Source organism: Bacillus piscicola (assembly GCF_022458745.1).
In the GTDB taxonomy this organism is placed as follows: Bacteria; Bacillota; Bacilli; order Bacillales; family Marinococcaceae; genus Alteribacillus_A; species Alteribacillus_A piscicola.
The window spans coordinates 1-21,329 of record NZ_JAJJJF010000016.1 but is presented as its reverse complement, the minus strand read 5'-3'; the positions used below and the strand labels follow the sequence as shown (position 1 = coordinate 21,329).

The 21,329-nt window shown below is 34.3% G+C and carries 18 protein-coding genes and 1 pseudogene; all 19 read left to right on the top strand.

Annotated features, from left to right (window positions below; translation table 11 throughout):
• Nucleotides 1-5 precede the first annotated feature (5 nt).
• The 19 genes and pseudogenes from LOR49_RS16140 (at nt 6) to LOR49_RS16055 (ending at nt 20,979) form a co-directional block, all read left to right on the top strand.
• Nucleotides 6-1,208: a glycosyltransferase family 4 protein gene (locus LOR49_RS16140; protein ID WP_240377984.1), complete on the top strand. Its 1,203-nt coding sequence runs from the start codon at nt 6-8 to the stop codon at nt 1,206-1,208.
• A gap of 179 nt (nt 1,209-1,387) precedes the next feature.
• The gene (locus LOR49_RS16135; protein ID WP_240377983.1) at nt 1,388-2,473 is read left to right on the top strand and encodes a glycosyltransferase; all 1,086 of its coding nucleotides are present in this window, start codon (nt 1,388-1,390) and stop codon (nt 2,471-2,473) included.
• 67 nt (nt 2,474-2,540) lie between these two features.
• Nucleotides 2,541-3,746, top strand: a complete 1,206-nt coding sequence (locus LOR49_RS16130; protein WP_240377982.1) for an O-antigen ligase family protein — start codon at nt 2,541-2,543, stop codon at nt 3,744-3,746.
• A gap of 267 nt (nt 3,747-4,013) precedes the next feature.
• Complete coding sequence (locus LOR49_RS16125; RefSeq protein WP_240377981.1) at nt 4,014-5,168, top strand: glycosyltransferase family 2 protein; 1,155 nt, start codon at nt 4,014-4,016, stop codon at nt 5,166-5,168.
• Nucleotides 5,169-5,349: 181 nt separating this feature from the next.
• Nucleotides 5,350-6,522, top strand: coding sequence for a glycosyltransferase (locus LOR49_RS16120; protein WP_240377980.1), 1,173 nt, complete (start codon nt 5,350-5,352; stop codon nt 6,520-6,522).
• A 141-nt stretch (nt 6,523-6,663) separates the two neighbouring features.
• Nucleotides 6,664-8,097, top strand: coding sequence for a lipopolysaccharide biosynthesis protein (locus LOR49_RS16115; RefSeq protein WP_240377979.1), 1,434 nt, complete (start codon nt 6,664-6,666; stop codon nt 8,095-8,097).
• A gap of 86 nt (nt 8,098-8,183) precedes the next feature.
• Nucleotides 8,184-9,143, top strand: coding sequence for a sulfotransferase family protein (locus tag LOR49_RS16110; protein ID WP_240377978.1), 960 nt, complete (start codon nt 8,184-8,186; stop codon nt 9,141-9,143).
• 95 nt (nt 9,144-9,238) lie between these two features.
• Nucleotides 9,239-10,081 carry a sulfotransferase domain-containing protein gene (locus tag LOR49_RS16105; protein ID WP_240377977.1) on the top strand — a complete coding sequence of 281 codons (843 nt, stop codon included), beginning with the start codon at nt 9,239-9,241 and terminating at the stop codon, nt 10,079-10,081.
• A 54-nt stretch (nt 10,082-10,135) separates the two neighbouring features.
• The gene (locus LOR49_RS16100) at nt 10,136-10,951 is read left to right on the top strand and encodes a sulfotransferase (RefSeq protein WP_240377976.1); all 816 of its coding nucleotides are present in this window, start codon (nt 10,136-10,138) and stop codon (nt 10,949-10,951) included.
• A gap of 103 nt (nt 10,952-11,054) precedes the next feature.
• Nucleotides 11,055-11,954: a sulfate adenylyltransferase subunit CysD gene (cysD, locus tag LOR49_RS16095; protein ID WP_240377975.1), complete on the top strand. Its 900-nt coding sequence runs from the start codon at nt 11,055-11,057 to the stop codon at nt 11,952-11,954.
• A 1-nt stretch (nt 11,955) separates the two neighbouring features.
• The gene (gene cysC, locus LOR49_RS16090) at nt 11,956-13,779 is read left to right on the top strand and encodes an adenylyl-sulfate kinase (protein WP_240377974.1); all 1,824 of its coding nucleotides are present in this window, start codon (nt 11,956-11,958) and stop codon (nt 13,777-13,779) included.
• Between the two features lie 96 nt (nt 13,780-13,875).
• Nucleotides 13,876-15,654, top strand: a complete 1,779-nt coding sequence (locus LOR49_RS16085; RefSeq protein ID WP_240377973.1) for an SLC13 family permease — start codon at nt 13,876-13,878, stop codon at nt 15,652-15,654.
• Between the two features lie 42 nt (nt 15,655-15,696).
• Nucleotides 15,697-16,503, top strand: coding sequence for a 3'(2'),5'-bisphosphate nucleotidase CysQ (gene cysQ / locus LOR49_RS16080; protein WP_240377972.1), 807 nt, complete (start codon nt 15,697-15,699; stop codon nt 16,501-16,503).
• Between the two features lie 144 nt (nt 16,504-16,647).
• A pseudogene (locus LOR49_RS17790) lies at nt 16,648-17,123 on the top strand (hypothetical protein).
• 13 nt (nt 17,124-17,136) lie between these two features.
• On the top strand, nt 17,137-17,340 hold the full coding sequence (locus LOR49_RS17785; RefSeq protein ID WP_420830493.1) for a hypothetical protein: 204 nt from the start codon (nt 17,137-17,139) through the stop codon (nt 17,338-17,340).
• 300 nt (nt 17,341-17,640) lie between these two features.
• Nucleotides 17,641-18,666 (top strand): GDP-mannose 4,6-dehydratase, encoded by a 1,026-nt coding sequence (locus LOR49_RS16070; protein WP_240377971.1) that lies wholly within the window; start codon nt 17,641-17,643, stop codon nt 18,664-18,666.
• A 23-nt stretch (nt 18,667-18,689) separates the two neighbouring features.
• Entirely contained in the window at nt 18,690-19,856 is a 1,167-nt protein-coding gene (locus tag LOR49_RS16065; protein WP_240377970.1) for a nucleotide sugar dehydrogenase, read from the top strand.
• A 287-nt stretch (nt 19,857-20,143) separates the two neighbouring features.
• Entirely contained in the window at nt 20,144-20,569 is a 426-nt protein-coding gene (locus tag LOR49_RS16060) for a glucose-6-phosphate isomerase (RefSeq protein ID WP_240377969.1), read from the top strand.
• Nucleotides 20,570-20,577: 8 nt separating this feature from the next.
• Nucleotides 20,578-20,979: a VanZ family protein gene (locus tag LOR49_RS16055; RefSeq protein ID WP_240377968.1), complete on the top strand. Its 402-nt coding sequence runs from the start codon at nt 20,578-20,580 to the stop codon at nt 20,977-20,979.
• Nucleotides 20,980-21,329: the final 350 nt, after the last annotated feature.

Here is a 21,329-nt window from a genome sequence, read left to right as displayed (position 1 = left end):
TAGTAATGAAAGATGTATTAATAATTTCACATTTTACTCAAGCACCAGGAGAAAAAGGTAATGGTAGATTTCATTATATTGCGGAGAGAGTTAATAATGAGAGTGCACAGGTGGAATTAGTAACAACCAGTTTTTCGCATAAAACAAAAATGCAACGTAATGTGACTAAGGAGCAAATTAATAGTCTTTCATATAAATTTACTATGCTCCATGAACCAGGCTATAAAAAGAACGTTTCTCTTAGACGATTTTATAGTCATTATATTATGGGTAAAAGTCTTCAAAAATATATGAAATCAAGAAATAAGCCTGATGTCATATATTGCTCCGTTCCATCACTTAACGTAGCTAGAGTGGCAGCGGAATTTGCGAATAAGCATAGAATTAAGTTTATTATTGATGTTCAGGATTTATGGCCAGAAGCTTTTAGGATGGTTTTTAATCCACCATTAATATGTAACATGATATTTTTTCCTATGCAAAGGAATGCTGATTACATTTATTCATCTGCTGATGAGATTATTGCAGTATCAGAAACTTACTGTACTAGGGCTCTTAAAGTCAATCATAAATCTATAAAAGCTCATAGCATATTCTTGGGAACAGAGTTGACCAGTTTTGATGAAATGGCTAAAGAAAATAAGGTCAAAGAAAAACCAAAAGATGAAATATGGCTTTCTTATATAGGCACTCTTGGACATAGTTATGATATAACTTCTGTAATTGAGGCTTTGAAGGTATTGAAAGAACAAGAAATTGATAATATTAAATTTATTGTTATGGGAGATGGACCATTAAAATCTAAATTTGAGGATTATGCCAATAAACAGGGGGTATATTCTGAGTTTACTGGTAGACTTGATTATAGGAAAATGGTAGGAATTTTAAATTCGTGTGATATTGCAGTGAATCCAATTAAAGCTGGTTCTGCTGGTAGCATTATTAATAAAGTTGGGGACTACGCAGCAGCGGGTTTACCGGTAATAAATACTCAAGAATCTCAAGAATACCGAGATTTAATTACAGAATATAATTCGGGGATAAATTGTGAAAACAGTAATGTTAAAGAACTGGCAGAGAAAATTTTAATGTTATGTAAGAATAAAGAATTGCGAAATAGAATGGGAGAAAATCATCGAAAGTTAGCTACTGATATGTTTGATCGTCAAAAGACTTATAATAGAATAGTAGACTTATTAGTAGAATAGTTATTAATTTCTAAAAAAAGTTACCTTTTTATAAAAATAAACTAGATGGAACAGAGTGAGAGATACAACGAAAAAAATAATTGATTTTCGAAAACAACAAACCGTTATGGACTAAAAATTCTGTCATGGAATAAAGAAAATATCATTATTTATTTAATTTTTAGACTTGGAGGGAAAACATGAAAGTTTTACACATAGCTTCCTTAGATATGAATATGTCTGCTGGTTTGACTTATTCAGTTCCAAGTTATGTTAATGCTCAGAATAATTTAGATGGCATAACGTCCCATTTAATGATAAGCACTAAAAACGAGAAATCTAATAAACAATTTTTTTACAGGAAGGATTTTAAAAACAATGATTTATTTCTAAGATTTCTTAAGGGTTATGATATCGTTAATTTTCATAGTAATTATATAGTTGAACATGTGAAAATTGCCAAGTTATTAAAAGCTAATAATATACCTTATGTAATCATACCCAGAGGTGGTTTTACTAAAGGTTCTAAGGAAATAAAGAAATTGAAGAAAAAGATTGCGGATTTGTTAATTTTTAATCGTTTTTTTAACACTCCAAGCGCGATTCAATTTTTAACAAGTATGGAAAAAGAAGAATCGGTTCATAGAACCGACTATGACTTTATTCTTCCAAACGGAATCGACATTCCTAAGAGTTCAAAACAAAATTATGACGGTGGAGATATTAGACTTATTTTCATTGGTCGTTTGGATATATACCATAAGGGTCTTGATATTTTAGTTGCTGCTATATCAAAGATAAAGCATGCTTTAATCGATAAGAATGTTTCAGTGGATTTTTATGGTCCATTTGTTAGAGATTCCGAACAACAATTAAATGAACTAATAAAATCTCATGAAATAGAAAATATAATCAAAGTTCATCCACCTATTTTTTTAGAAGAAAAACTAAAGGTTTTATATGATTCACATATATTCATTCAAACTTCTAGGTTTGAAGGGATGCCAATGGGAATATTGGAGGCTCTATCAGTTGGCCTACCTTGTATATTAACTCCAGGAACAAACTTATCAAAAGAAGTGAAAAGTTATTCTGCTGGAATAGAAGTTCTACCAACAGTAGAAAGTGTATCAGAGGGAATATTAAAGATGATTGACCTTATAAATAACGATAAATCAATTAATGAGAACGCAGTATCTTTAGCAAACAGTTATTCTTGGGAAAAAATTGCTCAAGAGTCTGTGGAGGTATATTCAAAAATAATAATTAACAAGTTGAAAAATTGATAGTTGGAATTGTAGTAATGATAGATGAGATTTAATGTAATAATGGCAGTGAGAGAAGAGTGGTAGGATGACACGAAAAATATTCTGGTTTATATTCATTACATCAGTGGTATGGGGGAATTCTTTACCTGGAATTGCTATACCACATGCAGGAACTTTGTTTCCACTTAGATTAATATTAATTTTGATAATTATAGGCTCTTTTATTCTTAGAAAAAAATTATTAAAAAATACATTTATTGCAAAACACACTTACTTTTTATGGGGGTCAATGATTTTTTATGGGCTCGTAACACTATTTTGGGCTCAAAATCTAGAAAAGGGTATAACATATGTAATCGTTTATCTTACTTCGTTTATGATTATAACTACTTGTATAGCATTTGTTAAAACCAAGGATGATCTAGTAACTATATGTAAATCATATTGGTTAAATACTATAGTTATTGGAGTATTAGCTATATATGAAAGTATTTCAGGTGATTATCTTTATGAAGCTGGAATTAGATATGTGTTCAATTTTAATCCCATTGGTTTAAATACACCAGTTTTATTTTTTAATAATATAAATAATTTAGCAGCATTTATGGCAATGTCAATTCCTATTTGTTTTATTGCAATTGAAAATACAAAAATGAAGATATTGAATAAAATAATTACATTTTTATTATGTTCCGTAACTATTTTTCTTATTGATTCACGATCCGCCCTTTTATCGCTATTAATGTTTTTAATTCTATATCTTATGTACTACTTTAATTTTAGAAAACTAACATTATATATTCTATTAGGTGCTCTGATGACATTGTATTTTAGAGATGTAATATTTCAATCAGACGTTATGAATATGTTTAGCTCGGTTCATAGTGACGATATTAGGTTACGTGTTTGGAAAAACACGCTACTTGCCGGTAGAGATTCTCTTTTTGTCGGTTATGGACCCGGGAATGGATATTTGGCAAATACAACGCAGTATTATTTTACTGGTGGTATTCTCGCAATTCATAATTACTTTCTTGAGATTTTAATTGAATTTGGGTTGCTGATATTTGTTTTCTTTGGTGCGTGGTTACTAAGGTTATTCTTTTATTTACACAAGGCAAAGATGAGAAGCAATTTAAATGATACGTATATTTATAGCTTATTAATAATTTTTATGATTCAGTTTGTGGTACTAAGTATAGGACCGTCAAGTATGGCGACATTTTATTTCCTATGGTTAATTTTAGGTTTGTGCTTAGCAAGTTTGGATTTACCTAATTCAAATAATTAAACAAAATCGTAGAAAAACTGTGATAATAAATATAAAGCTTTTTATAATGTATAATGTTTATCTAAAAAATTTTAAGTAGAGTACTTTCAATGTAACAGCCATCATTTATTAGAATAGTACTTTTGTATAGATATCGTGTGATCATTTTCACTAATCGAAACAATTACTTTAACTATTTATACCATGCTTAAAGGGATATAAACACTCATTACATGATAATAGTACTCGAGTTGCATATAATGCACCAAATAGAGGGGAGGAATTTAGATGTTTAAATATCTTGCTAAGAGAGTTGCAAGTATGGTTCCTACAAGTATGGTACATTATTTATTTCAAAAAAAGGGGATTTTATCTCCAATAAAATTATATAAGTCACAAAAAGCTATAAAAAAATATTTTGGTAAGTTCCGTCCTAACATAGTATTTGATAATTCAGATATAAAAGTTTGGGAAAACGCATTTAAGAAATATATGTGGATCTATCCCGAAAGAATAGAGTTAGTTAAATCTTTTGTTAACTGTGATATAAGGCCGGTTAAAGTAAATAGATCTAAAGCAGAAGGTGAAAATACAATACTTATTTGTGTTGTGAAAAATGATTTAGAAAGAATAAAGATGCTTTATAAACATCATAAAAATATTGGAATTAACCACTTTGTAATTATTGATAATGATTCAGAAGATAGGACACTCGAATGGTTATGTGAACAAACTGATATTGACGTTTACTTAGTTAAAGAAAAGTTTACATCTTTAAAAAAGTATGGATGGATTAACAGAATTATAAGCATGTACGGGTTTAATAATTGGTACCTTTATGTTGATTCTGATGAATTATTTGTCTATGAAGACATGGAAAACCGTAACATATCCTCATTAATTAAATATGCCAAAAAAAATAAATTAAACAGAATTGGATCTATAATGTTAGATATGTACTCAGACAAAAGCGTATTCCAAACAAATAATAATACGGAAAGTATAAGAGATGAATATAGATTTTTTGATTCGGATAGTTATTCAAAAGAATATAGCTATAAGGGTTTAGAACTTCGAGGTGGTGCAAGAAAGCGGGTAATGAACGAAAGTAATAATTGGGAGGGTCCATTATTAACCAAAAACCCACTTTTCTACTTACGACAAGGAGAGATTTTTGAGTCAGCTCATTTTATTTTTCCTTTCGAAAAAAATACATTTATAGGTAGTGCCTTGTTACATTATAAATTTTTAGAGTCTGATTTGAATAGGTATAAAAAAATAGCACAGGAAGGGAACTTTGCAGGAGGAAGTATAGAGTACAAACATTATATATCCAGCTTTGAAAGTAATCCTAATTTAAATTTTATGTATGATGGTTCTGTTGAATATGTTAATTCATCATCTCTGAAACATGTTGCTAATATAATGGATTTAAAATGGTGATTTTTTTCATTAGAGTAGTAACAATATACCCGAAAAGTTAATGTTTATGTTTAGGGGCACTTAAGGTCGTGTTAAGATATTATTTTTCTATTAAATAACCTATCTTTTAAAAAAGTATATGCTATGTTTAATGAGTTTATTAGGAACTAGTATAGTAAAGTGAATGAAAAGAGCTGATATTATGAATATTCTTTATATTACAAGTATGGATACGAATAAAAAAGGTGGTATATTTAACGCAACATATGAGAGGATAAAAAGACTTGAACCCAAACTAGATAATGTATATGTGTTAAATAATTATACTTATCATAGTAAACTTAGCGCCGTAATAGCAGGGAAGTTATACAAAAAGAAAATTTTGTATAAAAAGAAAGATAAAGTTCTCTTTAACAACTTAGAAATATTTAATGTTGGTTTTAAGTTAGACCTATTTTTTTATTTAAATAGATTATTTAAAAAGAATCACAAAGAAAAGCTAGTGAATTTATACAAAAAACATTACTCGCATTTACTAGAAAATTCAGATGCAATTCATGCCCATTGTGGATGGCCACATGGTTATATAGCCTATAGATTAAGTCAAATCTATTCTATCCCCTTCTTTATTACTTTTCATGGAAGTGATATTAATAATCTGGCTAAGGATAATTACAGTAGTATGTTAGTTGCTATGGAGCATGCAGAGAAGTGCTTTTTTGTTAGTGAAGGATTATATAAAAATTCTCAGAAATTAGGGTACTCGGGTACTAACTCAAAGGTATCTTACAATGGAGTAGATACTAACAAGTTTAAAAAAAAGAAATATAGTAACATTAACTCCACTAAGGTAGTTAGTTATATTGGTTCATTAGAATATAAGAAAGGTGCTGATTTATTGCCTGAAATCTTTGAAAAGATTAACAATATGCATAATAATGTGCAATTTATTATAGTGGGTGATGGAACTTTAAAACATGAACTTAAATGTAAATTTAATAAACTAGTAGATATCGATGTTAGCTTTTCTGGACAGATTCAACCGGATGAAGTCCCTATTAAAATGTCTGAAATGGACGTCTTGGTAGTCCCTAGTAGAAGAGAAGGCTTGGGTATGGTCATATTAGAAGCCAATGCATGTGGAATACCAGTTGTTGGTTCTAATACTGGTGGTATTCCAGAAGCTATTGGAATAGCAGAGAATATTAAAGACATAAGTGATAGTTTTTGTGGCGAACTAGCAATTCGTGTAGTTGAGTTAATTACCGAAAAACAAAAAAATCCATGTAAATACCGGGAACGTATAGTTAATCAGTTTAACTGGGATAAAATTGTTGATGAAGAATATAGAGTATATAAAGAAACGATATTATAGGTGGCATTAGTAGGTATTGGCTGTTAAGTTTTTAAATTTTGAATGGATTTATAGAATTTAGTAAAGTTAATCTAATTTATTATTGGATTTCTAATACAAAATATCTCAGTTGTTTTTAACGAAATAAAAAGAAGGTTGAATATGAACGATACACTACTTAAAAAATTTCTTAAATTTTCATATGGAAGTTGGGTCGGGTTAGTTATTGGTTTAATAACTACAATGTTAACTACAAGATTGTTAGCTCCAGAAGCTTTCGGTAAAGCCTCTTTATTTGAGCTATTTTTACGAGTAGGAATGATATTAACAATCTTTGGTGCAGACCAAGCGTTTGTACGTTTTTTTTATGAAGAAAAGCCTGATAAAAGGGGTGCATTATTTTATAATTCTCTTCGAATTCCAATTGTGACAACCTTTTTGATGGTTTTTTTAGTAATATTATTTTATAAGCCTATTACTGTTTTTTTAATTGGAGAAGAAAGCTTACAAATGGCAATCATCCTTTCGTTTGGTGTAATATGTCAATTATTATTGCGATTTGGTCAATTGGTCATTCGAATGCAACAAAAGGGAAATTTGTATTCTTTATTGCAGGCATTTCAAAAAGTATTTAATTTGCTTCTAATAGTATTTTTCTTTTATTTAATTGGTGCAAAATATGAAGTTCTTATTTTTTCAAATGTTATTACATTACTATTACTTGTAATTATTGCGGCATTTTTAGGGAAAGAATTTTGGTCCATCAAAAACGTCAAAATAAAAGATTCTAAGCATTCAAAACGAGATATTATTAAATTTGGGCTGCCATTTGTTCTATCAATTTTTATCTCATGGTTATTTGATGCTTTTGATAAGATCGCAATACGTCAGTGGAGTACACATGATGAACTAGGATTATATTCTGCTGCAGCCCGATTAGTTGCTTTAGTTATGGTTCTTAAAACAACATTTGCAACATATTGGACTCCAATTGCTTACGAAAAGTTTGAGAACAATCCTGAAGATAAGGAGTTTTTTAGGAACATAGCTATAATTGTTTCATTTTTTATGTTTTTAGTAGCTATTATAAGTATTGGTGGAAAGGATTTTATAATAATATTACTCGGTAGTGATTACAAAGAAGCTGCAAATATTATGCCATTTTTGGTTTTTATGCCAGTACTCTACACCCTTTCTTTAACAACTATGATGGGGATAAATTTTTATAAAAAAACAAAATGGCATATTTTTATTGCTGGGATATCATGTTGTGTAAATATTTTTGCTAACTGGTTTCTTGTTCCTAATTATGGTGCTATGGGGGCATCCATAGCAACAGCCTTTTCTTATATTATATTTTTTATTTTAAGGACACAAATATCATTAAAATATTATAAGGTTAAGTATCCTTTAATACGTATTTATCTAATGATAATTGTTTTGTCAGGCTATGGCACATTTTCTATAATAACCGATAGTATTTCGCAAAACTTATTAGCAGGCTTAATTCCATTTGCAATTTTAATTTTAATGTATCTAAAGGATATAAAAAAGTTGTGGGAAATGAGACGCTCTTTAAATAGAGTGATTAAATGAGTTGTTTATTATAAATGATAGATGGAATGAGCTTAAGGCAAATAAATATGAATATTTAACATTCAAACAGAGGGGGGAATATCCTATTGCATTCAAGAGAAAATATTTTTAAAAATAAGCTTAAAGGACTTACTTCTTACTATTTATTTGATATGACAAGAAGTTTATTTAATTTTAATAAAGCTTATCCGTTAAATAGCAATCAAATAGCTCCTTTTTTTATTATAGGTTCTGGGCGATCCGGAAACACATTGTTGAGAAGTATGTTAGTTGAAGGAGAGGGTATCGTAATACCTCCTGAATCATACGTTCTTGGAAATGTTATAAGAAAGTACTACGCCCTATCTCATTTTAAGAACATACAGTGGAATGAAATTTGTGCTATAACCCTAGCCATTTTTGACGGGAATCCGGAGTTTAAATGGTGGGATGTTGATGTTTGGAAGGTTTATGAAAGATGTAAAAACCTGGATCATAAAAATAGAAACCTAGCTTCTATTTTAGACGAAATTTATAAGGAATACGCTACTAGTAATGGCTTATATATTAAAAAGTGGGGAGACAAAACTCCTTTAAATACATTTTATTTAAAAGAAATATATAAAACATTTCCTGAAGCAAAATTTATTCACATTATTCGTGATGGACGAGATGTTGCTGTTTCTTATAAGAATGCAAATTTATATCAATCGTTGGAAGAATCATGTGAAAGGTGGAATATTAGTATAAATGAAATAGATAGATTCTCGAAAACAATATCAAGTGAAAATATGTTTGAGGTTAAGTATGAAATGCTAGTTAATAACACCACTGAAGAACTAACAAGGTTATGCGAATTTTTAGAAATTAAATATAAAGACTCAATGCTAAATCGATCTAAAACCAACCAATTAGGTGATGTTAGTGGTCATTCGCATCATGAAAATGTTAAAAATCCAATTAATACTTCATCTATTGGAAAATGGAGAAGTGAACTAGGAGAACAAGATAAAGAAACTGTTAATAATTTGTGTTATAAGAACTTAAAAAAATTAGGTTATGTATAAATGCTTTGGTATTTAGATAATGAATTTTTCTTATCATACTTTGAGCACCCAAAAAATCTTTTTACTTGGTATTTTTAAATAAAGGAGATGTAGTTATGGGTTTCCCACCAGAAGTATTTTTAATAGGTGCCCAGAAATCGGGTACTTCTACTTTAGCGTCATTATTAGATACTCATCCTGAGATTACAGTTTCTAACCCAAAGGAAACACATTTTTTTACTGTGAATTACAAAAAAGGTATTAAGTGGTACGAACAAACATTTAATAGTAAAAAAAATATATTAGTCGATGCATCTACTAGTTATGCTATGGCTAGACTTGATAAACAAAATGCCAGTTCTGGTACAGATAGTGTTCCTGCTAGGGTTTATTCTTTAAATCCCTCAGCTAAGTTTATATATATATTAAGAAATCCTACTGATAGAACTTACTCAGGCTATTGGCATGGTGTTAGGACTGGTAGAATAGACGAAAGCTTTGGGGAATTAATTAGAAGCAAAAATTTTAATCATCTAGATACAAGCAACTATAATGAACAACTTTTATTGTGGTTAAAATATTTCCCATTAGAATCCTTTTTAATACTAAAATTTGAAGATTTAATAGAAAAGCCTGATGAAACTTTAAAAAGATGCTTCAATTTTATTGGTGTTAACTCTCATTTTAAAACAAAGTCTAATCAACATGATAACAAATCATATGTTGCAACTCGGTTTGGAAGAAAATATAATAATCTTTTAATTAAATATCCAATACTCAAAAGAGTAGTTAGGTATACTCCTGGAGTAATTAAGCCAATTGCCAGAAAGCTGGTAAAAAAAACGAATATACCTAAAATGGGTATTAAGGATAGAGAATATTTAAATAACTATTTTTATGAAAAGAATAAGAAACTAAGTGAACTTACGGGAATAGATTTTAATTCATGGAATAAGTAAACACTCAAGAGATTTCGAAAGTAATATTCTTTTTTTGGAAGGATGTGTTAAAGAATGGGAAGTTGCGGGAGTAATGATATATTATTCATATGCAGTATGGGACACAGTGGTTCAACGTTTCTTGAATTATTATTAACACGGGATAGTTGTTTAGAGGGCTTAGGTGAAGTTGGACAAACAATTGAACAACTTACAATTAATAAAAAATATCTTAAATCTCATATATGCTCCTGTGGTCAAACTGGTAAAGATTGTGAATTTTGGGGCCCCTTTTTATCTAGAACTTCTAGTGAAAAAGAGTTTTATAAAGAAGTAACAAATAAGTTTAATAAAATGTATTCTGATAAAACATTGGTTGATGGAAGCAAGCAATTAGTATTCCTTGAAAAATACAATAATTACTTAGAAAGTCCTAAAGATATAAAAGTTTTATTTTTAGTAAGAGATTTTAGAAGTTGGGTAGTTTCAGAAATGAACAATAGAAAAAGAAAGGGAAGAAAAAAGCAGATCTATCCATGGCTAGCATATAAATGGCTAATCTCAAATGTTCAAAGATTAAGGTACCTAAAGAAAAACAATATACCTTTTCATATTGTATCTTATGAAAGGGTAGTTTTTGAATTAGAAGAACAACTTAATGCAATTTATACATTTTTGGAATTAGAGGAAAATAACAGAGAAAGTTATGATCTGAAAAGTTCCAACTCCCATAATATAATGGGTAATAGAATGAGATTTGATACAAAGAAACGGGAAAAAATCAGTTATGATAATCATTGGTTTAGCGATTTAAGAAATCTAGCACTTGCTCCTATCTTATTACCGGTATATATATTTAATTCATATATATATAAAGAAACCAAAATCTGACACCCATTTTAAAATTTAGTATTTTTTTCGTATTTATTCTATATTATCTTTCGAGTGAATTATACAGGAATAGGTAAGAGCTTATATATAGGAGGAATTAAAGATGAAGGAATTAACACACCTCGATCAACTTGAGGCTGAAGCAATATATATTATTCGTGAAGTAGCAGCAGAGTGCGAAAACCCAGTAATGCTCTATTCAATTGGAAAGGATAGTTCTGTGATGCTTCATTTAGCAATGAAAGCATTTTATCCTGAAAAACCACCATTCCCTTTTATGCATGTGAATACAACCTGGAAATTTAAAGAAATGATTGAGTTCCGTGATCGAAAAGTAAAAGAACTTGGAATAGAAATGATAGAAGAAATAAATAAAGAAGCGGTAGACCAAGGTATTAATCCATTTGATCATGGTTCAGCTTATACAGATATTATGAAAACTCAAACTTTAAAGCAAGGTTTGGACAAATATGGGTTTGACGCTGCTTTTGGTGGTGGAAGACGTGATGAGGAAAAATCACGTGCAAAAGAGCGAGTTTTTTCTTTCCGTAACAAAAACCATGCATGGGATCCGAAAAATCAAAAACCAGAAATGTGGAAGCTTTATAATACAAGAATTAACAAAGGTGAAAGCATGCGTGTTTTTCCACTTTCGAATTGGACTGAAAAAGATATCTGGCAATACATCCGTAAAGAGGACATCGATATTGTACCGTTATATTTTGCTAAAGAAAGACCGGTCGTCTATCGTGATGACAATATCGTGATGGTTGATGATGATCGTATGAAACTAGAATCTGGTGAAGAAATGGTAATGAAGAAAGTTCGTTTCCGTACATTAGGTTGTTACCCTCTTACTGGTGGTATTGAGTCTGAAGCTGACACTTTAGATGAGATTATCGAAGAAACACTTGGAGCAGTTTCATCAGAGCGAACTAGCCGAGTGATTGATCAAGAAGCCGCTGGAAGTATGGAACGCCGTAAGAGAGAGGGGTATTTCTAAAATGAAAAGCTTACTTAAATTCATTACGTGTGGAAGCGTTGATGACGGGAAGTCAACAATAATTGGCCATATGTTATACGATGCAAAACTAATATTTGCTGATCAAGAAAAAGCTTTAGAACTTGATAGTAAAGTAGGTAGTCGTGGAGGGGAGATTGATTATTCTCTTCTCCTTGATGGTTTAATGGCAGAGAGGGAACAAGGGATCACAATTGATGTAGCTTATCGTTATTTCACGACAGACAATCGTTCCTTTATCGTAGCTGATACACCAGGACATGAAGAATATACACGTAACATGGCTGTAGGGGCTTCCTTTGCAGACCTAGCTATAATTCTAGTTGATGCAACAAAGGGCGTTATTACTCAGACCAAACGTCATGCTCGTATTTGTGCTTTAATGGGGATCAAGCACCTTGTTTTAGCTGTAAACAAAATGGATTTAATCGAGTTTGACCAAAGACGGTTTGAGGAAATTAAAAAGGATTTTACACAATTAACGCATGGTTTTAATCTTGAAAGTGTTCAAGTGATTCCGGTTTCAGCTACTGAAGGTGACAATGTTACGAAAAAGTCAGAGAACACACTTTGGTATAATGGTTTACCATTGTTACCTTATCTGGAAAATGTAGATGTCACGAAAGAACAACAGGATAGCTTTATCCTTCCTGTTCAGCGTGTAAGTCGTCCGAACCACACTTTTCGTGGCTTCCAAGGTCAAATCGAAGCTGGAACTATTTCGGTAGGGGATGAAATCACGACGCTTCCAAGTAATGAAAAAGCAAAGGTAAAAAGTATATTGGTGGCAGATAAAGAAGCGGATTCCGCGATTGTTGGACAGCCTGTAACCATTCAATTAGACCGTGAAGTGGACGTGTCTCGTGGAAATGTGTTAACAACGTCAAGCAATATCCAAGTAACCGATATGTTCACGTCCACGATTCTATGGATGGATGATACGAAGCTTGTACCAGGTCGTAACTACCTAGTAAAAGTAGGAACAAAAATTCTTCCTGGTACTGTGATGTCCATTAAGCATAAGATTGATATTAATACTGGGGATCATATTCCAGCTGATAAGATCTTCAAAAATGAACTAGTAGAATGTGATATTTCACTATCAGAAAATATGGTGTTTGATACTTTTGAAAATAACGAAGCACTTGGTGGATTGATTTTAATCGATCGTGTTTCGAATATGACATCGGCTTGCGGAGTAATTGAACATTCACTTCGCCGTTCAACAAATGTTGTATGGCAAGAAACTGACATTACAAGAGAGATTCGAGCGCAACAAAAGGGACAGAAGCCATTGACACTTTGGTTCACGGGTCTATCAGGTTCAGGTAAATCAACACTTGCAAATGCTGTTGAAAAACGATTAGTTTCACTAGGACACCATACGATGCTTCTAGATGGTGACAATGTACGTCATGGCTTGAACAAAAACTTAGGATTTAAAGAAAGTGACCGTGTCGAAAATATTCGTCGTATTGCTGAAGTGGCAAAGCTGATGAATGATGCAGGCTTAATTACTTTAGCCTCCTTCATTGCACCATATGACAGTGATCGTAATAATGCGAGAGAGGTCATTGGTAAGGAATATATTGAAATCTATGTAAGCACATCACTTGAAGAATGTGAGAAACGCGATGTAAAAGGTCTCTATAAAAAGGCTCGAGCAGGTGAAATTCCAAACTTTACCGGTATTTCTAGCCCGTACGAAGCGCCAAAAAATCCAGAAATTGAGATCGATACAAGCAAATACACGTTAGAAGAAGCAACAGATTATGTTGTGAAGGAAATTATGAAACTTTGGGATTAGATATTATTATAAGAAGCTACTACTTTTTAATTAGTAGTAGCTTTCTTTGATAATTGATAATAAGTGATTTTGTGTTTTGTGAAAGGAAGGCCTCCCATGTCACTAGAAATGATATTCGTATTGGTTATGATAATAGCCATGTTGACTGCACTATTATTAGAATTGGCACGTCCCGACATGGTTGTTTTTTCAGTTGTTGTTATATTTTTGATAACGGGGTTATTGACTCCAGAAGAGGTATTAAAGGGATTCTCCAATCAAGGTATGTTGACAATTGCGTTATTATTTATTGTGGCTGGGGCGGTACAAAAGCATGGAATTGTAGATCAAGTCATGAAGCAATGGTTAAATAAAAGTAAAAGTATACGCGGCTCGATGATTCGTTTCTTTTTACCAATTCCTTTCTTTTCAGCATTTCTTAACAATACACCAATTGTTGTAGCTTTTACTCCTGTAATTAAGAATTGGTGTGAAGAACGAGGGATTGCCCCGTCAAAGTTTTTAATTCCTTTATCATATGCAACTATTTTGGGAGGTACCATTACTTTAATGGGTACATCCACTAACTTAGTTGTGCATGGAATGTTATTAGATTTTGGTTTGGAAGGTTTTTCGTTATTTCAACTAGCAATTGTTGGAGTTCCAATTACAATCATTGGTCTTTTATATTTATTTACTTTTGGGTATAAGTTACTTCCTAATCACTTGGGTTTTAGAGAACAAGTTACTGCTCATTCAAAAGAATATATTGCAGAAATGACTGTAAAGCAAGATTTTCCTAATATAAATCAGTCTGTTCAACAAGCCGGTTTAAGGGAACTAAACGGTCTTTATTTAATAGAAATAATTCGTGGAAAAGAGCGAATTTCTCCAGTACGTTCCACGACAATCATTCAAGAAGGAGATCGTCTAATCTTCACTGGATTGATATCCACGATAGCAGATCTTCAAAACACAAAAGGATTAGCTCTTGAAACTGGTTCTGAGCTACAGCTTGAAGAATTAAAAAATGGTAATACCCAATTAGTAGAAGCTGTTGTTTCTCATCAATCCACATTATTAGATAAATCTATTAAACAATCACAATTTCGTTCAAGGTTTGATGCTGGGGTATTAGCTGTTCATAGAAACAATGAGCGCATAAAAAGTAAAGTGGGAGATATCGTTCTTCGCCCTGGTGATGCATTATTGCTACTTGCAGGTTCTGATTTTATACGAAATTACCAGCAATCTAGTGACTTTTATGTTGTTTCTTCTTTAGCTACACCAACTAATCTACATGAAAGTAGAAAAAAAGGTTGGTTCTCTATTAGTCTGTTAGTTTCGATGATTCTGCTAGTGACCTTTGGTTGGTTAAGTATGTTCAAGGCTATGATTTTAGCTGTTTTTTTATTAATAGTGACAAAGATGATCACACCGGAAGAAGCTAAGAAATATATTCAATTTAATGTATTACTTCTCATTGCTAGTGCACTTGGGGTAGGTGCAGCTATGACCAAAAGCGGATTAGCGGCATGGATGGCGAAGGGATTATTAGCATTAGGACAACCATTAGGTATTATTGCAGTCCTTTTATTAGTCTATTTATTAACTAATATTTTTACTGAACTGATAACGAATAGTGCAGCTGCTGTGTTAATGCTACCTATTGGATTAGAGTTAGCGTCATCTTTGGATATTCCGTATACGGGTTTTGCAGTTATAATTTCTATTGCTGCGTCAGCTAGTTTTATAACACCGATTGGTTATCAAACCAATTTGATTGTATACGGACCAGGAGGATATAAATTTAAAGATTATGTAAAAGTTGGTACACCATTAAGTATAATTGTTATGTTTGTAACGGTAGGGATTGTTAACTTTGTATGGTTTTAGCAAAAAGGGAATCTAATTTCAGAAAAGGACGGTTTCAAATAGATGAAGAATTTTAATATGTACGACCTATTTCAAATCACACTAGAAGCTGGGAAAGAAATTTTAGATGTTTATGCACAGGATTTTAATGTAGAAGTGAAAGATGATAACTCACCTTTAACGCAAGCAGATCAACGTTCACACAATACAATCATGAAAGGTTTGAATGAAATCGATTCTACTATTCCTGTATTGAGCGAAGAGGGAAGAGAGATGCCTTACAGTGAGCGTCAAGAATGGAGTCAGTTTTGGCTAGTTGATCCACTTGATGGGACGAAAGAGTTTATTAAGAAAAATGGTGAATTCACAGTAAACGTCGCATTAATTGAAGGAAAATACCCCTCAATTGGTATTATTTATGCACCGGCAATGGATGTATTTTACTTCGGCCGTGTTGGAGAAGGCGCTTATAAGTTAGAAAATGCTACGAAGGCAGAAGTAGCAAATGAAGAAGAGTTACTTCAAAAAAGTGTTCGCCTTCCAGAACAAGGTGAACGTCAAGTAACACGTGCTGTTGCAAGTCGTTCCCATATGTCAGAGGAAACAGAAACCTTTATTAAAGAATTAGAAGCAAAGCATGGAGATGTTGAAGTTGTCTCATCTGGAAGCTCATTAAAATTTTGTTTAGTGGCAGAAGGCAAAGCAGACTATTATCCACGATACGCTCCAACAATGGAATGGGATACCGGAGCAGGACAAGCCATTGTTGAAGCGGCAGGTGGAAAAGTGACTAGATATGAGGATGATGAAAGGTTCTATTATAATAGGGAAAATCTTTTGAACGGGTGGTTTTTAGTAAAACGTTCATAATTTAACCCATTTAAAAGAGGAGGCTTTTTTATGAAAATCGCAGGAGCTGGAACAGGCTATGTCGGATTAGTGGCAGAGGTCTGGTTTGCCGAAGTTGGTCATAATGTAACGTGAGTTGATATAAATGAAAACAAAGTGAGCTTAATGAAGTCTGGTGTTTCTCCAACTTATGAAACTGGTTTGGAGGAGCTAATGCAGAGGAGTTACGCAGCTGGAAGAATTGATTATACAACTGATTATCAATCAGCTTGTAAGATGCAGACGCAATTTTTATTGGTACAGGTACATCTGAACAACCTGACGGATCTGCTAACTTATCGTATATCGCAACGGTTCCAAGGCAAATTGCTGAATCTGTAGAAAAGGACTGTTTAGCTGTTGTAAAGTCAACCAACAGTGACAGTAGGTACAAATGATAAGGTAGAGCAGTTTATTCATGTTTTTTAGTCAATGATGTGTAAGTAGAAGTAGCATCCAACCCTGAATTTTTAGCACAGGGATCGACTATATATGATACGTTACAAGCAGAGCGCATTATTATTGGGACTGAAAGTAAATGGGCAGAAGAGTTGCCTACGAAGATTTATGAACCGTTTCATTTACCGATTGTCAGTAAATAGGAGATCGGCAGAAATGATTAAATATGCATCCAATGACTTCCTCGTATTAAAAATCTCTTATATGAACGATCTAGCTAATCTTTGTAAATTGGTCGGAGCTGATATTCAGGATGTCGCTAAGAGAGTGAGCTTTGATGAACGCATTGGAAGTAAGTTTTTAAATGCAGGAATTGGCTTTGGTGGTTCATGTTTCCCTAAGGATTACGAAAGCGCTTGAAAATATTAGGGTGCAAAGAACTTTGCTAAAGTACATCCAGAAGGTAAGAATGGAGAAGGTAACATCACTTATGTTTCCAACATCTAGCATGCTTTAGAAGGTGCGAATGTCTGCTATGTATTGAATGGGGAGAAATAAAATCAATAACGCCTGAAACTTATAAGGAGTTAATGAGAACGTCATTAGTTTATGATGGTAGGAATGTTTATGGAGTTGAGGATATGCATGAAGCAGGAGTAGAGTATCACTCAATAGGAAGAAAGCCTGCAATTAGAGCAGCTATTAAGGAGTCGAAGAATCTTGAATTACAAAACTCTTGATCTTAGTAAAACATACCTAATCACTGGGGTAGCTGGTTTTATTGGATTCTATTTATCAAGAAAACTACTAGAACAGGGCTGCCAGGTGATTGGTATTGATAACGTTAATGACTACTATGATGTGAACCTGAAACATACTCGTTTAGGGAATTTGGAACCTTATGAGAAGTTTACTTTTATTAAAGGTGACATATCAGATAAGGATATGGTGATGAAGACTTTTGAAGAGTACAAGCCAAGTATAATAGTAAACCTAGCTGCGCAAGCAGGAGTAAGGTATTCAATAGAAAATCCGGATGTCTATATGCAAAGTAATATCATTGGCTTTTATAATATCCTTGAAGCCTGCAGATATAATCCAGTGGATCAACTTGTATATGCCTCATCTAGTTCAGTTTATGGAGCCAATAAAAAAGTTCCTTTTGAAGAAACAGATTTTGTTGACAACCCAGTTTCACTTTATGCATCTACGAAGAAATCAAATGAGTTAATGGCACATACGTATAGTCATCTTTATAAGATTCCAGCAACAGGGCTTCGTTTTTTTACCGTATATGGACCTATGGGGCGTCCCGATATGGCTTACTTTGGTTTCACGGATAAATATTTTGCTGGTGAACCAATTAAGATATTTAATAATGGTGATTTTGAGAACGACCTTTACCGGGACTTTACTTATATCGATGACATCGTTGAGGGGATGGAGCGGCTATTAAGTAATCCGCCTGAAGGGGAAGTGCAACATAAGGTGTACAACATTGGAAATAACAGCCCAGAGAAGCTGATGAATTTTATTGGGGCATTAGAAAAAGCATTGAGTAACTCTTTAGGTAGAAAAGTGACATTTAAAAAGGAGTTTGAACCAATTAAACCTGGGGACGTCCCGGCTACATATGCGTCAACTGACTTACTTCAGCAAGCAGTTGGATTTAAACCAAAGAGGTCGATTGAAGAAGGGTTACAAAAGTTTACGGATTGGTATGTTACCTATTACAACGTAAAATGATAAAAAGGAAGTTGTGTCAGGATATGAAAATTACAGTTGCTGGTTCTGGTTACGTCGGTTTGTCGAATGCCATTTTGTTAGCTCAGCACAATGAAGTGGTAGCATTCGATATTTCTCAAGAAAAAGTAGATAGGATTAATAACAGGAAGTCCCCGATTACCGATAAGGAGATCGAGGATTTTTTAATGTCAAAACAATTGAATTTGATGGCAACCACTGATAAAAGGGAAGCGTTTCAGGAGGCAGAGTATGTCGTTATCTCCACTCCGACGAATTATGATCCGGCGAAGGATTATTTTGATACCAGTTCGGTGGAGGCTGTGATTGCGGATGTGATCGCAATTAATCCGGATGCCGTGATGGTGATTAAATCGACGGTACCGGTGGGCTATACGGAACAAGTGCGAGAGAAGTTCGGCACAGATACTATTATTTTTTCTCCGGAGTTCTTACGGGAAGGCCGGGCGTTATATGATAACTTGTATCCTTCGCGGATTATTGTCGGGGAGCAGTCCGAGCGGGCGCGGGTCTTTGCGGGCTTGCTCGCTGCCGGAGCGGTGAAAGAGGATATCCCGATCTTGTTCACTCATTCCACGGAAGCAGAAGCGATCAAATTGTTTGCGAACACGTATCTGGCCATGCGAGTGGCTTTTTTTAATGAACTTGATTCGTATGCGGAGGTGAATGGCTTGAATGCCCGGCAGATGATCGATGGCATCGGCCTGGATCCGCGGATTGGGGATCATTACAACAACCCATCGTTTGGCTACGGCGGCTACTGTCTGCCGAAAGATACGAAGCAGCTCTTAGCGAACTTCGCTGATGTGCCGAATAATATGATCACCGCGATCGTGGAGGCCAACCGGACGAGAAAGGACCACATTGCCGACCGGATCCTCGCGCGCGAGCCGGAAGTCGTCGGCATGTACCGGCTCACCATGAAGACCGACTCCGATAACTTCAGACAATCCGCTATCCAAGGAGTCATGAAACGCTTGAAAGAAAGCGGGGTAGACGTCGTTATTTATGAACCAACGATCGCGGAGGACACCTTTGAAGGGTCACAGGTGGTCAATGATTTTGCCACATTTAAAGAAACATCCGACGTCATCGTCGCTAACCGCATGTCCGCTGAATTACGAGATGTAGAAGGTAAAGTATATACACGCGATATTTACAGCAGAGATTAAGAACGGATGGGAACAGCGGGGAGTCATCCTCGCTGTTTTTGCATCGAAAGGGGGACGCGGGCATGGTGAGGCTCAATATTCAAAATGTCCTGTCGTTTATAACGGAAGAAGAACTCGTGGGCATGTGCCTACAGAATGAGCCAGTAAGTGCGGATCTGAGAGCCACTTAAAGTAAATGGAAACAGCCATTGGAAACTTAGAAGCCTCCAAGAGCTGTTTGTACTTATACTAAGTGACTCACTTATGTCATAAGTGGGTCAATACCTTGTCCGGAGTGGATCAAAAAGATGGCAGAGGTGGAACTAACTTATGTCCTTCTTCAACATCCAAGAAGGACCGCGACATATAATCGAAACCGTACTATGGGTGGAAGACAACGGACAAGCAGTACCCATCGAAGAAGCAACACAGACGGACTAAACTACCTCGCTGGCAAAACAATCGGAGACGTAAACAAACAAGCCTGCCAAGCCACACTCCAGGCCCACACCGACGGCGACGTACCCAATGTAGTCCTGTCCATCCCGACACTCGACGAATACCACATCGGTTCTCTCTTTTACTTCTTCCAAAAAGCCTGCGCCATCAGCAGCTACCTGCTCGACGTCCACCCATTCAACCAACCAGGAGTCGAAGCCTACAAACAAAACATGGCCAAGCTGTTAGAGAAGCCAGAAAGCCAGAAGCACGCGAAAAAACTACAAGAAAGTTGACATGAACCATGAGAGCCATAGCATTCATAACCTTTTTACTCATATTCCTATGCGGCATGTGGACCAGCAGCTCTAGCGCCTTCATCAACGAACTCCACATCTCCTTCCAACTCACCACCGAAGTAAGCTGGAACAAATTCTGGGACATCCGCTACCTAGCCAACACCGAACCCTACTTCGTCATCTCAAAGATCGGCCACTTAGTCGGCAGCTTCCTCCTAGGGATCCTCTACTTCAATTGGCTCGGACTAAAGATTCGAACCTTGATCCCATTATTCATCCTAATCGCAGCCATCGAAATCAGCCAAGAATATTTCACCCGCGACGCCCGCTTCCTCGACCTCGCCATCAACACAGCAGGCGTCCTGTTGGCTGTCGGGTTTTATAAGGTGATAAATAAGATACTCTAGCCCCGAGGGCTAGAGAGGAGTGAGAAGCCCTTAAAAGCATCCATAAGACCGAAAACCACCCAAATCCACAGGAAACCGGTCTTATGAAGCGTTCATAAGACCAATATTAGCGAAAAAGAAGATAAATCCGGTCTCATGAACGGCAAAAAGAACCGCCAAAAGAAAAAAATCAGCGGATTGAATGTAAGCCCATTCCATGAAATTCCCAGTATTCGGGCAAAATTAAAAAAGGACCAGACGCATCCAGTCCCCTTAAGTGTAAGTCGAAGCTATACACCGCTATTAACTATACGATACGATACTATAGCTTTATTCGTAAAGTACAAGCCTAAATATAATTCGTCGACCTG